This window comes from Chryseobacterium herbae, from assembly GCF_025154075.1.
GTDB lineage: Bacteria > Bacteroidota > Bacteroidia > Flavobacteriales > Weeksellaceae > Chryseobacterium > Chryseobacterium herbae.
Genome location: NZ_JAOAMU010000009.1, coordinates 37,127 through 51,358, shown reverse-complemented (window position 1 = coordinate 51,358; position 14,232 = coordinate 37,127). Strand labels below are relative to the sequence as shown.

At 36.9% G+C, this 14,232-nt stretch carries 11 protein-coding genes; 8 read left to right on the top strand and 3 right to left on the bottom strand.

All coding sequences use genetic code 11. The features are described 5' to 3' along the window. Nucleotides 1–56 precede the first annotated feature (56 nt). From N0B48_RS22150 to N0B48_RS22135, 4 genes are all read left to right on the top strand, one after another. Nucleotides 57–626, top strand: coding sequence for a cob(I)yrinic acid a,c-diamide adenosyltransferase (locus tag N0B48_RS22150; RefSeq protein WP_034731935.1), 570 nt, complete (start codon nt 57–59; stop codon nt 624–626). Beyond that, complete coding sequence (locus N0B48_RS22145) at nt 616–1,263, top strand: thiamine diphosphokinase (RefSeq protein ID WP_259841630.1); 648 nt, start codon at nt 616–618, stop codon at nt 1,261–1,263. The genes N0B48_RS22150 and N0B48_RS22145 overlap by 11 nt, the downstream gene beginning before the upstream one ends. Further along, nucleotides 1,260–2,135 (top strand): tyrosine-protein phosphatase, encoded by an 876-nt coding sequence (locus N0B48_RS22140; protein ID WP_259841628.1) that lies wholly within the window; start codon nt 1,260–1,262, stop codon nt 2,133–2,135. The genes N0B48_RS22145 and N0B48_RS22140 overlap by 4 nt, the downstream gene beginning before the upstream one ends. Nucleotides 2,136–2,245: 110 nt before the next feature. Then, entirely contained in the window at nt 2,246–3,640 is a 1,395-nt protein-coding gene (locus N0B48_RS22135) for a type III PLP-dependent enzyme domain-containing protein (protein ID WP_034731926.1), read from the top strand. Between the two features lie 165 nt (nt 3,641–3,805). On the opposite strand, the gene N0B48_RS22130 is transcribed toward N0B48_RS22135, so the two are convergent. After that, nucleotides 3,806–4,465: an HAD family hydrolase gene (locus N0B48_RS22130; RefSeq protein ID WP_259841626.1), complete on the bottom strand. Its 660-nt coding sequence runs from the start codon at nt 4,463–4,465 to the stop codon at nt 3,806–3,808. 327 nt (nt 4,466–4,792) lie between these two features. Between N0B48_RS22130 and N0B48_RS22125 the strand changes: the two genes are divergently transcribed. The 4 genes from N0B48_RS22125 to N0B48_RS22110 all read left to right on the top strand — a co-directional run bounded on the left by N0B48_RS22125 (nt 4,793) and on the right by N0B48_RS22110 (nt 9,229). Continuing rightward, the gene (locus tag N0B48_RS22125; RefSeq protein WP_259841625.1) at nt 4,793–6,478 is read left to right on the top strand and encodes a T9SS type A sorting domain-containing protein; all 1,686 of its coding nucleotides are present in this window, start codon (nt 4,793–4,795) and stop codon (nt 6,476–6,478) included. Nucleotides 6,479–6,544: 66 nt separating this feature from the next. Then, entirely contained in the window at nt 6,545–7,402 is an 858-nt protein-coding gene (gene speB / locus N0B48_RS22120) for an agmatinase (RefSeq protein WP_259841623.1), read from the top strand. Between the two features lie 69 nt (nt 7,403–7,471). Then, entirely contained in the window at nt 7,472–8,332 is an 861-nt protein-coding gene (locus N0B48_RS22115) for a bifunctional helix-turn-helix domain-containing protein/methylated-DNA--[protein]-cysteine S-methyltransferase (protein WP_259841621.1), read from the top strand. A gap of 285 nt (nt 8,333–8,617) precedes the next feature. Continuing rightward, nucleotides 8,618–9,229, top strand: coding sequence for an alpha-ketoglutarate-dependent dioxygenase AlkB family protein (locus N0B48_RS22110; protein WP_259841619.1), 612 nt, complete (start codon nt 8,618–8,620; stop codon nt 9,227–9,229). A 229-nt stretch (nt 9,230–9,458) separates the two neighbouring features. Here the strand turns inward: N0B48_RS22110 and N0B48_RS22105 are convergent, their stop codons facing one another. Both N0B48_RS22105 and N0B48_RS22100 read right to left on the bottom strand, forming a co-directional pair. After that, complete coding sequence (locus tag N0B48_RS22105; protein ID WP_259841617.1) at nt 9,459–11,318, bottom strand: CocE/NonD family hydrolase; 1,860 nt, start codon at nt 11,316–11,318, stop codon at nt 9,459–9,461. Between the two features lie 178 nt (nt 11,319–11,496). Next, complete coding sequence (locus tag N0B48_RS22100; protein WP_259841615.1) at nt 11,497–14,226, bottom strand: TonB-dependent receptor; 2,730 nt, start codon at nt 14,224–14,226, stop codon at nt 11,497–11,499. Nucleotides 14,227–14,232 lie beyond the last annotated feature (6 nt).

Genomic DNA, 14,232 nt, shown 5'->3' with positions numbered 1-14,232 from the left:
GAAGCTATTCCCATATTTTACTTTTCACATTGTACAAAATAAAGTATTTTAGTAGTATGAAAATTTATACGAAAACAGGAGATAAAGGACAGACCGCTTTATACGGCGGTACAAGAGTTTCCAAAGCCAGTGCAAGAGTCGACAGCTACGGAAATATAGACGAGCTTAATTCATTCATTGGTATTTCTAAAAGTCATATTGAGGATGAAGAGGTTTTGAAGCAGTTGAAGAAAATTCAGTTTGATCTGTTTACAGTAGGTTCAGAAGCTGCGACCCCGGTTGATAAATTAATGTTGGCCAACGGAAAATCACGTCTGCCATTGATTATTTCAGATACAGAGATTGAAGAACTGGAAAATTGGATGGATGCTTTTGAAGATAAACTGGAGCCACTTCAGTATTTTATTCTTCCCGGTGGAGGAAAATCGGCGACATTTTTACATGCGGCTAGAACCATTTGCAGAAGAGCGGAACGTTCTCTGGTATTTTTAAATGAATCTGAAGAAGTACGTCCTGAACTGATCAAATACCTGAACAGACTTTCAGATTATCTTTTTGTTTTGGCAAGATATATTTCAAAAATCAATAACGAACCGGAAGAATACTGGAACCCGAATGAAAGATAAAGCATTACTTTTCATTAACGGAGATCATCCAAAAGCTTTTCCAAATCCTGATCAATACAGCTTGATTGCCTGTACAGACGGTGCTTTTCATTATTTGAAGCAATTAGGTTTTCCTTTAGATAAACTGGATTTTATTTCCGGTGATTTTGATTCTCATTCAGGATCGGATGAAAGTGTTTATCAGGACAAATTTATTTTAACGCTGGATCAGGATAAGACAGATTTTCATAAAGCTTTGGAAATTATTCTGGAAAAAGGGTTTACAGAAATTGATGTTTTCGGGGGAAGTGGCGGTGAACAGGATCATTTTTTAGGAAATCTGACGGTAGCTTTTGCTTTTAAAGATAAAATGAAACTGAAATTTTATGATGAATTTTCTGAATATTATTTTGTCCCGAAAAGTTTTAAGCTGAAAGGCGTTAAAAATAAAATGATCTCATTGTATCCCTTTCCTTCAGTTGAAAATATAACCACCACAGGATTGAACTGGCCATTGACTAACGGAAGTTTAAGCATCACTTCGAGAATCGGAACCAGGAATTTTGCGGTTGAAGATGAGATTTCCATTCAATACGAATCTGGAGATCTGTTGTTTTTTGTTGGCATTAATGAAATAGAATATCCACCAATATATTGAAACAATTTATACACATATCAGTTCTGCTTGTCGCTTCATTTTGTGTTTTTTCATGCAAGACACAGGATTTTACGCCGCCGCAATACAGTAAAAATGAAACCGGGAAAACGATTGAAATCAAAAAAGTATACAATTTCAGGACGGTAGGAAATATTAAAAATTCTGAAGGAAGAACTTTAAAAGAAGGAAAATTCTACAGAAGCGGACATCTTCATAAACTGAAGAAAAAATCGTTCAAAGAATTGGAAAGCTTAGGAATAAAAGAGATAATTGATCTTAGAAATTCTAAAGAAATTGCAGATAAGCCGGATAACCTTCCCACTGATATTATTTATAAAAAATATTCTGCTTTTGAAGATGAGGGAGACCAATTAACCCAAGCAAAAAAGCTTGTTTTAAAAGGAAAAGTAAACGGTTCCGATGCAGATAAAAGAATGCTCGATTTCTACCGCGATTATGTAACAGAAAATCCCGAAGTCATAAAAAAAATCATTACGGATATTCTGGAATCAGACCAGCCGGTTCTCTATCACTGTACCGCGGGAAAGGACAGAACCGGAATTACAACGGCTTTAATTTTAACGATTTTAAAATTTGATAAAGAAACGATTTATAACGATTATATCCTGTCCAATAATTATCGTAAAAAATTAGTTCTCAAAAGACTGAATCTTGCTGATAATCTACATTTTCTGTATCCTAAAATGGACGTGAAAGTTCTCGAAAAACTGAGCTGGGTGGAAACCGCTTACCTCGATGCGGCTTTTGATGAAATCAATAAGAAATACGGTTCAATTGATGCTTATATTCAAAAGGTTCTGGGTATTTCGGGAAATAAGCGAGAGGAATATGTTAAGAAGTTCACAAATTAATAATCTGTAAGGCTTTTTAAACGGGGTCATTTTTAAATTTATAATAAATTTAACGCTTAAAAATCAAACTTTTTTAGCAATTTTGCATTTCGTAATTCACTTGTCAAGAAATGAAAATAAAGTACTCGGAACTTATTGATCAGACATTGTACTTTCCTACAGAGGAATTTAATGTTTCTGAGAACAATTTGTTATTTCACGATGTTCCTTTAATGGAAGTCGTTGAAAAATTTGGCACCCCGCTAAAAATTAGCTACCTGCCGAGAATTTCTCAAAATATCCAAAAGGCCAAGAGCTGGTTTAGGGAAGCTTTTGAGAAAGCCGAATATAAAAAGAATTATACCTACTGTTACTGTACAAAATCCAGTCATTTCAATTTTGTGCTTGAAGAAGCTCTTAAGAATGATATTTCTATCGAAACTTCTTCAGCGTACGACATGGATATTGTAAAATCTCTTTATGGGAAAGGTAAAGTAGATAAAAATATCGAGGTCATCTGTAATGGATTCAAGACCGATGATTATCTGGCGAAAATTTCCGAGATGATCAACAGTGGTTTTGAAAATATTACTCCGATCCTGGATAATTACCGTGAGCTGGATAAGCTAACAGAAAGTATTGATACCACGTTCGATATCGGGATCAGAATTGCTTCGGAGGAAGAACCTAAATTCGAATTCTATACCTCAAGGTTAGGGATCGGATATAGAGATATCATTCCTTACTACAGCCAGAAAATCGCAGAACATCCGAATGCAAGACTGAAAATGCTTCACTTTTTCATTAATACCGGGATCAAAGACACGGCTTATTACTGGAACGAATTGTACAAATGTCTTCGTGTATACGCACGTTTGAAGAAAATAGCTCCGGAAGTGGATTCACTGAACATCGGTGGAGGTTTCCCGATCAAGACTTCTTTAAACTTCGAATACGACTATCAGTATATGGTAGAGGAAATTGTTTCTCAGATCAAAAAATTCTGTGAAGAGGAAGGCGTGGAAGAACCTAATATCTATACGGAATTCGGAAGCTTTACGGTTGGAGAAAGTGGTGCAAACCTTTACAAAATCATCTCTCAGAAACGTCAGAACGACAGAGAAAAGTGGAATATGATTGATTCTTCATTCATGACTACGCTTCCTGATACATGGGCGATCTCAAGACACTTTATCATGCTTCCATTAAACAGATGGGAAGATACCTATGAAAGAGTATTTCTGGGTGGACTGACTTGTGATTCAGATGATTATTATAATTCTGAGCAGCATACCAATGCCATCTACCTGCCGGTTTTCAGCGATACAAAACCTCTGTACATCGGATTTTTCCATACAGGAGCATATCAGGAAACGATCGGAGGATACGGTGGTGTTCACCACTGTCTGATGCCTCAGCCGAGACACGTCCTGATCCAGAAAGATGAAAATGGTGAGCTTCAGTATGAAGTTTTCCGTGAAAAACAGGAACCGGAAGATATCTTGAAAATCTTAGGCTACAAATAAACTTATTGTCATTGCGAGGAACGAAAGTGACGAAGCAATCTCATCTTAATTTTTAACCATTAAGATTTTTGTTAAGAATTAAGAACAGTTAAGAATCTTCTCTTCGTTTCAGATGATAAGGAAAATATAAAAGTAAAGCTCTCAAATTTTGAGAGCTTTTTTCATTTAAAAATATTTTGAAAGCTTATCCAGTTTCAGTTCTTCATAATCTGAAACTACGATATCCGCTAAAGTATAATCCTGATTTTTTGAATGCGGACTTCTGTAGGCAGCACAGAAAATCTCAGCTCTGTGTGCGGCAAGAATACCGTTGGTAGAATCTTCAATCACCATACAGTTGGCTCCAGGCTCTTCTGCCATTTCTGCTGCCAAAAGAAATACCTCAGGGTGAGGTTTGGATTCTTTCAGAGCTGCACCGCTTATTTTCCCGCTAAAATACTGCTCAAGCCCGAACTTTTCAAAAACCATATTGATGGTGATCATCGTTGCTGAAGAGGCCAGAATAAGCTTAACACCATTCTCATGGTAATGCTTAATGAGTTCCTTTACTCCCGGAATCAGGTCAAACTCTTCATCATTATCGAAATAATCTTTGAAATGAGCTCTTTTGATGGCAGAAAGAGCTTCGTAGGTCTGAGACAGATTGTATTTCCCAATGAGTGTTTCAAAAACTCTTTTCGTGGAAGCTCCTGTGAAAGAGGTGTATAATTCTTCGGAAACAGTAATTCCCAGTTCGTCAAATGTTGTGAAATAAGCTTTTCTGTGAAGTGGTTCCGTATCTACAATAACCCCGTCCATATCGAAAAGAACAGCTTTTAAGGACATATTTTGTTTTTTACAAAAATAGGGAATTGGTTTGAAAGGAGGAAGCTAGATTTCAGACATCAGACATCAGACATCAGACATCAGACATCAGACACGAGACATGAGACATGAGACTTTTTTTTTGTAAGGTTTAGAAAATGTCAATCGTGAATTTTGCTCCGCAAGTGAAATGTGAATCGTAGATTCGAGATACTAAATATCAGACAATAATCTTATTAACTTAATTACTAGCAACTAGTAACTTTATTTCATCTCCTTTTATTTTAAGATGCTAGAATTTGATTAACTTTGTGATATAGAGAATTTTAATTAAAAAACTAAAAAAAAATGAGAAGTGTTTTACTAATTCTGTTGGTAATATTGGGCCGGAATATATCAGCACAGATTAATATTCGTGAGAGTTTTGAGGACAGTACATTTCCATACGGATGGTCAAGCACAACATCTTCAGGTGCCGTGTATCCAATGTTGGAAAGTACGGATTTTTCTAATTTCTATGGTGCACCAGCCTGCTTGGGAAGTAGATATGTTAAAAAAGATATTACAGTTGCAAAACCCAGTTGGTATTTGATTTATTCCACCAATCAATCTAATAATACGGATCTTCATTATTCATTTAAATATACTTCATCGTTTCAGGATTCAGGTGTAGCAGGGACTATTACTACTGATTATTCTACTGATAATGGGGTTACTTGGAATACTTTACCTAACTTAATTAATATATCAGGATCACCTTCTTTAATTATTCTTTGTACCGATGTATCGGGAGTAATACCAGCAGGAGCGGTACCTTCAGGAACTAGTTTTAAATTTAGAATTAAAATGGAAAGAGTATCATCAGCTACCTCAAATGGTTTTTCAATAGGTATTGATGATTTTAAGCTTGAACAAAATCCAACAAGTATTCCCTCTTGTTCAGGTATTTACAAGCCAACCAATGGACAAACTGATGTGTTTTTTGCGACTAATATAAAATGGCAGCCTTCCGCTGGTGCAACAGGATATTTGTTAAGTATTGGAACTAGCCCTGGAGGAACAAATGTAATTGACAATCTAGACATTGGAAACGTTACATACTATAAACCACCGCAAAATTTTGAATTTTTTGGTCAGTATTTTGTCACTATTACTCCCTATAATTCATTTGGTAATGCAGCTTGTTCAATGGATGTGTCTTTTCAAATAACGCCATTACAATGTGCATACATTACATCTCCGAATAATATTGCTGACCCCAATGCTCAATTCTCCTGGAATGAAGTTGTGGGGGCCACCGGATACAGAATAACTTTGGGTACAACACCCACAGGAGGGGAAATTTTAAATAATGTAGATTTGGGTAATATAAGATATTATACGCAGCCGGGAGGTCTGGCATATTCTACTCAATATTATTTTAGTGTAACGGCATATAATAACTTTGGTGCTACACAATCTTGTGGAACAACAAGTTTTAGCACGTACTCTGGCTGCTCTCCATGGTCTTATCCTCAACAAGGTATTTCCGGAGTTTCAGTAAAGCCAAATTTTAGCTGGGAAGGAATTCCGAGTGCATTAGGATATAGAATAAGCTTAGGATCAAATGATGCAGGCAACAATGTTTTAAATAATGTAGATGTCGGGCTTACTTTGCAGTACAAATTGACGAATCCTCTAACCCCATACACAGTCTATAAATGGGCTGTAACAGCCTATAATGCATTTCCAGCAGTTACAAACTGTTATAAGTATCCCTTTACAACAGGAGGTGCTGTCCTGGCTGTAGATGAGGTGTCAGAAAAGTCAAAAGATATTAATGTATTCCCGATACCTTCTAAGGATTATGTTTTTGTAGAATCGAAAAAGGATATTAAGAGAATTAGTGTTATTGATTTTTCCGGACGGAAGCTCAATGACCTTAAAATAAATAACAATAAAACTGATGTGAGATACCTTTCTCCAGGAAATTATATCCTACAGATAGAATTTTCTGATGGGTCTGCCTACAACAAAACAATTACAAAACAATAAAATACAGAAAATAAAATCTTATTATCTTTGCCCGATCAATATATCATTTAAATTTTTAAATAAAACATGAGAACATACGCAGGAATTCCTGAAGAAAATGCAACGTTAGAAAACGCTAAAGTAATGCTGGTAACCGTTCCTTACGATGGAACTTCAACATGGGGAAAAGGAGCTGATAAAGGTCCGGAATTATTCCTTGATGCTTCAGAAAACATGGAGCTTTATGATATTGAAACAGGAACTGAACCTTTCCTTGATGGTGTATATCTGGCAGGAGAAATTTCTGAAAACTCAAGTCCTGAAGCCATGACGGAAGCGGTTTATCAAAAAACTAAAGAGCTTTTGAAGAACGAGGGAAAAGTTTTTACCCTTTTCGGAGGGGAACACTCTGTGTCTATCGGTTCTATCCGTGCGGTAGGAGAGAAGTTTGAAAATCTTACTGTTCTTCAGCTGGATGCTCACACAGACTTACGTCCTGAATTCCATGGTTCTACTTCCAATCACGCATGTGCAGTATTTGAAGCGAATCAGAAGCATAACTTAGTTCAGGTGGGAATCCGTTCTATGGATGCTGAAGAAGCTGAATATTTACCAGAAGGGAGAGTGTTTTTTGCTCATGAAATTGCTGTAAATGACAACTGGATCAACGATGTTCTGGAAAAAGTTTCAGGAAACGTATATATCACCATTGACCTTGATGCTTTTGACCCGTCTATTGCACCTTCTACAGGGACTCCAGAGCCAGGTGGACTTCAGTGGTATCCTACATTGGAATTATTGAAAAAAGTATTTGAAAAATGTAATGTGGTGGCATTTGATATTGTAGAATTAATGGATTCTCCAATGGCTAAGCCAACCGCTTTCTTAGCAGCCAAGTTATATTACAAAATGCTTGCTTACAACCATATTTATAACAACAACTAAAATTCCGCAAGAATCAGATTTTTTCTGCCGTATATTCTTTGGAAATTTGTGAGGTAAAACACTAATATTATGTCCGCACAAAGTCAGATAGATTATAACAGAATTGCTAAAGCGATAGCATATATCCAAAGCAATTTCAGGCTTCAGCCAAGTTTGGAGGAAGTGGCAGAGAATATTCACTTGAGTCCCGCTCATTTTCAGAAAATATTTACGGATTGGGCAGGAACAAGTCCGAAGAAATTTTTGCAGTTCATCAGTCTTGAACATGCTAAAAATTTACTGAAGGAGGAAAAAGCGACTTTATTTGATACCGCCTATGAGACGGGATTTTCCAGCACAAGCAGGCTTCATGACCTCTTTGTGAAAATAGAAGGAATGTCTCCGGCGGAATATAAAAACGGCGGAAGAAGCCTGATCATCAATTACAGTTTTTCCAAAAGTCCTTTTGGATATGTAATGGCAGCGTCTACTGAAAAAGGGATCTGCTATATGGCTTTTGAAGACGATAAAGAAACAGCATTGGGAAATCTGAAACATACATTTCCCAATGCTTCTTTTTTTGAAAGGCAGGATGCTCTTCAGAAAAATGCTCTGTCCATATTTGATAAAGACTGGACGAAACTCAGCACTATAAAGTTACATTTAAAAGGAACAGATTTTCAGCTTAAAGTCTGGGAAAGTCTGCTTTCTATCCCAATGGGAAAATTGTCTACTTATGGCAGTCTGGCTGGAAAGATCGGAAATCCGAATGCATCAAGAGCAGTAGGAACTGCAATTGGCAGCAATCCTGTGGCATTTCTTATTCCATGTCACCGTGTGATTCAATCGACGGGAAATATTGGAGGTTACCGATGGGGGAGCGAAAGAAAACAGATGATGGTGGGCTGGGAAAGTTCACACGTTTACTCTGAAAATTCTATTCTACTTTAATTATCAGATTTAAGTTTTGGCTAAAGCCGATTGAATGTTTTTATTTATAAAAAAACGGACTAAAGTCCGTTCCTATTGATGTAAACACAGCAAATACGTATATTTAGAAATAGTTACCCAATAAAAATCTCCGATTTTTCAAAAACTTAAGTGTACTTTATTCAACGTTTTAATAATATCTTGAAAAAACTTAAGTGTTAAAAACTTTTGCGACTTTTGTGATTAAAAAACTATATAAAAAGTCGTCAATACATTTTACACTGTATTTTCTAAAAATTCAAAATCATGAACAGCCTCTTTGAAGAAATATCAGAATATCCTTTAAATATTCTTCCGAATGACGGAACGGTCCATTATTACGGAAAAGTCTTTGACAAAGAAAGATCAGATTTCTTTTATGATTATCTGCTCCATCAGATTCCGTGGGAAAACGATGAAGCCGTTATTTTTGGGAAATTAATTTTAACGAAAAGAAAAGTAGCCTGGTTTGGTGAAAAAGCCTTTGAATATACCTATTCAAAACGGACAAAATATGCGAAATTCTGGACTCCGGAATTATTGGAGTTAAAGAAAAAATGTGAAGAAGTCTCCGGAGAAACATACAATTCCTGCCTTCTGAATTTATACCATGATGGAAGCGAAGGAATGGCTTATCACAGCGATGGTGAAAAGGATCTCAAAAAGCATGGAGCAATAGCTTCCCTAACATTCGGAGCAGAAAGAAAATTTTTATTTAAACATAAAACTACTAAAGAGAAAGTAGAAATATTCCTGGAAGACGGAAGTTTATTGATTATGAAGGGAACCACGCAGGAAAACTGGCTCCATAGGCTGCCACCCACCACGAAAGTGAAAATGCCACGGGTGAATCTTACTTTCAGAACGATTGAGGAGTAAAAAAAGGTGGCTTCGAGTGCCTCAGCCACCTTTTTTATGTTAAGGATGAGGTTATCACCTTTTTTCTTAAGGGAAATAGTACAACTGGTGGCTGAGGCACTCGAAGCCACCAGCGCCTATAAAAAAATCCGGTCGCTGATTTCTCGCAGCGACCGGATTTTAGATTTTATAAACCGGTATGAATATTACCAGTGGTGACTGAGGTTTCTCGAAGCCACCATCATTATTTTTATTTCAATACCTCAGCTTCAATAGAACTGTCATTATACACTTTGATAAAAGCTTTTGTATAATCTGCCTTCGTAGCAAAGTTTTGATTCTCCATGAATTTCTGAGGATTGATCGCAAATAATGGCCACCATGTGCTGCTGATCTGAATCTGGATTTTGTGTCCTTTTTTGAAGGTATGCATTACATCCTGCAGTCTGAAATTCACGGCTGTTTTCTGGTTAGGGACCAATGCTTCCCCTTTTTCTCTTGAATTTCTGAATCTCGCCGGCATGATCTCGCTTCTTACCATTTGGTGGTAATTAGGGTAGATGACACCGTCTTTCTTTTCCTGAGGTTTAAAATCTTCAGGATAAACATCGATCAGTTTTACTGCAAAATCTGCATCGGTAGAAGTGGATGCGATATTCAGTTTAGCCATGATCTCTCCCGCGAAACTCATATCTTCCGTTAAAACATCTGTAGTAAATGTCAAAACATCCGGTCTTCCCACAGCAAATCTCTGGTCTTCCGACATGTAATTTTTAGGCGTAAATCCGTTGAAATCTTTCAGATTGTCAGAGCTTAAAACCGGATTGTTCGGGTCGCTGTAATATTCTGAGAAACCTTGGCCTGCTGCGTTCTTCAAAGTTCCGTCCGTTAGATAGAAATTAACCTTCTGAGCATTTTTAGGAGGATAAGAAGCAAATTCTCTCCATTCTTTTGATCCTGTGTCATACATAAGCGCTTCCGGAAGTCCGGCATCTTCTTTCGTATTTCCTTTTAAATAATGATTGAAAAATTTAGTTTCAACATTCTTCTGGTAATACGTTGCAATACTGTCCCCGAAATAAATCTGATTATGGAAATGTTTTCCTTGCTCCTGTGCCCATGCGCCGTGAGAGAAAGGTCCCATGACAATTGTGTTTTTAGCTTTAGGGCTTGTCTTTTCTATGGTTTTGTAAATATTTAGTGGACCTGAAAGATCCTCTGCGTCAAACCAGCCTCCAACGGTCATTACCGCGTGGTTTACATTTTTTAAATGAGGAAGAAGGTTTCTTTTCTGCCAATATTCATCATAATTAGGGTGATTCATAATCTCGGTCATGAAGAAATTATCCTTGTAATATTTTTCATAGCCATCCTTTAAAGTTCCCATATCTCTGTAAAACTTAAGACCGTCTTCTGAAGTCTGCTTTACGAAAGTATCCATATACCACGCCTTATTCTCAGGTTTTGTCTTTTGAATTCCAAAAACCGGGAAAGTTCTGAAATATCCCAGCATAAATCGTCCGTTGTGAAGAAAGTCATCATTCCAGAAATCAGAAATAGGAGCCTGAGGAGAGGAAGCTACCAAAGCAGGGTGTTGTGCCAGTATGCCTACTGCTGTATAGAATCCAGGGTACGAAGTTCCATATTGTCCTGCTTTACCATTGTTGTCTTTAACATTCTTTAAAAGCCATTCTATTGTGTCATAAGTATCCGTGCTTTCATCTACATCTTTTTTTGTTTTGCGGTCCACCTGAGGCGTCATATTGGTGAAAGTCCCTTCACTCATATACCTTCCGCGTACATCCTGGAATACAAAAATATATTTATCCTTCATCAGGAACTTGTTAGGTCCCAGTTTCGCTCTGTACTCAGTTTCACCATAAGGAGCAATGCTGTAGCAGGTTCTCTGCATCAGGAAAGGATATTTGTTTTTGTTTGAAATATCTTTCGGAACGTATATCGCTGTGAAAAGCTTTACTCCGTCACGCATCGGAATGTAGAATTCCTTTTTGGTGAAATTATCTTTTACAAAAGTATCCTTCTGCTCAGTACTCTGCGCACTTCCAAGGATGAAAAAGAAAATAAACAAAATTGAAATATGGATCTTCATAAATAAAATTTGCAGCTAATTTAAAAATAAAATAGCTCCGATATACTACCTATGCTCAATCTTTCAGTTGAAAATACAGAAGAATCCAAAAAAGCAGCTTTATTTTCCATCTGCTTGATCTGTGTGATCTGCGGGAGATTTTTTACGCTTGCCGATTTTATAGATTAAAGGAATTCTCTTACTGCATTTTTTTTCCTGCAAATTTGTTCAGCTTCATACTCAGGGAGAACATGATGTATCGTTTCAGGATAAGATCTTCACGGTCTTCAATATATGAATTCGAGATCGTTCTTCTGACACTTTGGTTTTGGTTTAAAACATCATAAATCTTCATCTTGGCCGTGAATTGCTTTTTATAGAATGAATAGCCCAAACTCGTATTCCAGAAATAGAAATCCTTTTTGAAACCGGGCGCAATATTGGAATTCGTATTGTATTCAAAATCATTTCCGAAAATCAGTCTGCTTTTAAACACATAATTGGTGAGCTCCAGTTTCAGGGTCTGATTGGCTGTGTGCACATTATCAATGCTATAATTGGTGTATTTTGAAAAATTATAGCCAAGTCGGTAGGATGGTTTTATGCTGAATTTATCTTTAAGTTCATACATCACATTCAACCCGGGAGTAAGGTTGTAAGAGGCATTTGTGAAAAACTGTCCATTAATAAAACCTTTATTATAGCTGTACTGCATATTGAACCTCGGGCTTACTGTCAATTTATTGTCTTTCCATTTAAAAGTTTTGTTGAAGCCGGCGCCTAGACTCATATTCTTATTTCCACTTATGTTGTCATATGTTACAAGCTGCTTTCCTGCATCATCATATCTTGAATAATTAACGACATCATTATTTCTGTACATAAAATTAAGACTCACATAATAATTCATATTTTTCACCAGATTATAATTATTGAAAAACAAGGAAGAGTTGTTGCTCCATGTATTTCTTAAATTGGGATTTCCGGTAGACGTCACCAAAGGATTTGAAGTGTCCTCATAAGGCGTAAGCTGTTCTGCGCCGGGAATAGTGAAGTCCGAATAATTGTAAAGGCTCAGCATTTTATTTTCAGAGAACTGATACCTGAAGCTTAAATTATAGGCAGGAAGTGCAAAATTTTTCTGAAGACCATACTGCTGACCATTATACACAGAATTCACACTCATATCCGAAATATCAATATTCATCGTTCCCCACAGGCTGAATTTCTTTTTATTCAGTTCAAAAGAAAGCTGGGGAGAAATTTGGTTGATCTTTTGTCTCAGGCTGTTGGACAAAGGTGAATTGTAATCAGAATATTGTCCTGTGGCAGCATTGAAATCATTCGCATCTCTGGAATTACTCGAAATATTTGAATTATAAGCTATCTCGAAACTTACCGAAGCCGAATCAGAGATCGGTTCTGTATATCCGGCACTGAAATTATACATGCTGTTTTGGTTCCTGCTTCTCGACAGCTGGTTTCTGTTGTCATTCTGATCAGGTCCCTGATAAAATTGAGTCTGAGATTTGTTAAGGTTATTCTGGTTAGATTGAGAAATCGTACTGTTTATTTTAGCATTCAGGGCACGTCTTTCCTTTTTGAATTGTTTAGTAAAATAGATATATGGATTAAAGGTATTGCTATCAGACTCATTACTCGTGTAAGAATCACTTTCGTTCAGCAGTCCGTTATCTCTCAAGGTAGAAGATTTTGAACGGCTAAAACTGGAGCTTTGACTGTTGTTAAATCTCGGTGAAATATAGATCGTACTCAGAGAATCCAGTGTAATTTTTGCAGAGGCATCTACAGTATTCTGCCGGGTTTCACTTTCTCCTTTACTCTCAGAATTCGTCGTAAGGGTGTATTCCGGAAGGAGGGTCGTTCTGGATGATTTGGAGGCCGTTTCCGTCTCAGAATTGGAATGATTTAAACTGAAATTGTCCAGATCCATTTCTTTCCCGATTTTATCATTATAATTGATTCCGATAGTTGTGGATTTCTGAATTCCCTTTCCTCTGCCTGAAGACATTCCGCCCTGCATTCCCGATGAATTCCTGCCTTCTCCCATACTGTCAAATACATCATCGTTGGAGAAACCCTGAGAATTGATATTATTCGATGAAGCGATAAGGCTGATTTTGGTATTATTTTTAAAGTAACTCAACAATGCGCTGCCTTCATAGCGCTTGTCTGAGCCGTATCCAAGCATCAAGCGGGACAACAGTCCTTTATTTTTTTTCTCGTCAATATTGAAATTGATGGTCGTATTCTTAGACTTAGGTTTCTTTCCGCTTAATTCTTCTTCTTTCGTCTTGGTTGTGGTGAACTGGATATTTTTAATGATATCTGCCGGAAGATTCTGAAGCGCAATTTTCCCGTCTTTATCAAAGAAAGGTTTTCCGTTGATCATGATCTGATCCACTTCCTTTCCGTTGACTGTGATCTTTTTGTCGTTGTCGATTTCTACACCCGGAATTTTTTTCAGAAGCTCTTCAATTTTGCTGTCCGGACTTACTTTGATCGAAGAAGCATTAAATTCTATCGTGTCTTTTTTGATTTTGACAGGAGATACCGTGATCTTGATTTCGTCAATATTCTGAACATTGCTTTTTCCAAGTTCAATGTCTTCCAAAGTAAGAGACTGGTTTATCTTTTCTAGCTTTTTGGAATAGGGAGAAAGTTTTTCAGCACTGATCCTTAAAATGGAAGGCTCGTTCACAGCGTCTGTTTTCAGAGAGAATTTACCTTCTTTATTCGTGGCGGTATAATTGATAATGGATGAATCTTTTTCTTTAAGAAGATAAATGGTGGCGTTTTCCACCGGTTTTTTATCAGAATCAGACACCTTTCCGTTAATGTATAAATTTTGCCCGTACAGGACCATACTATTGAATGCTAATACCAGCAGCCATAAGATTTTCTTCATTCAGTG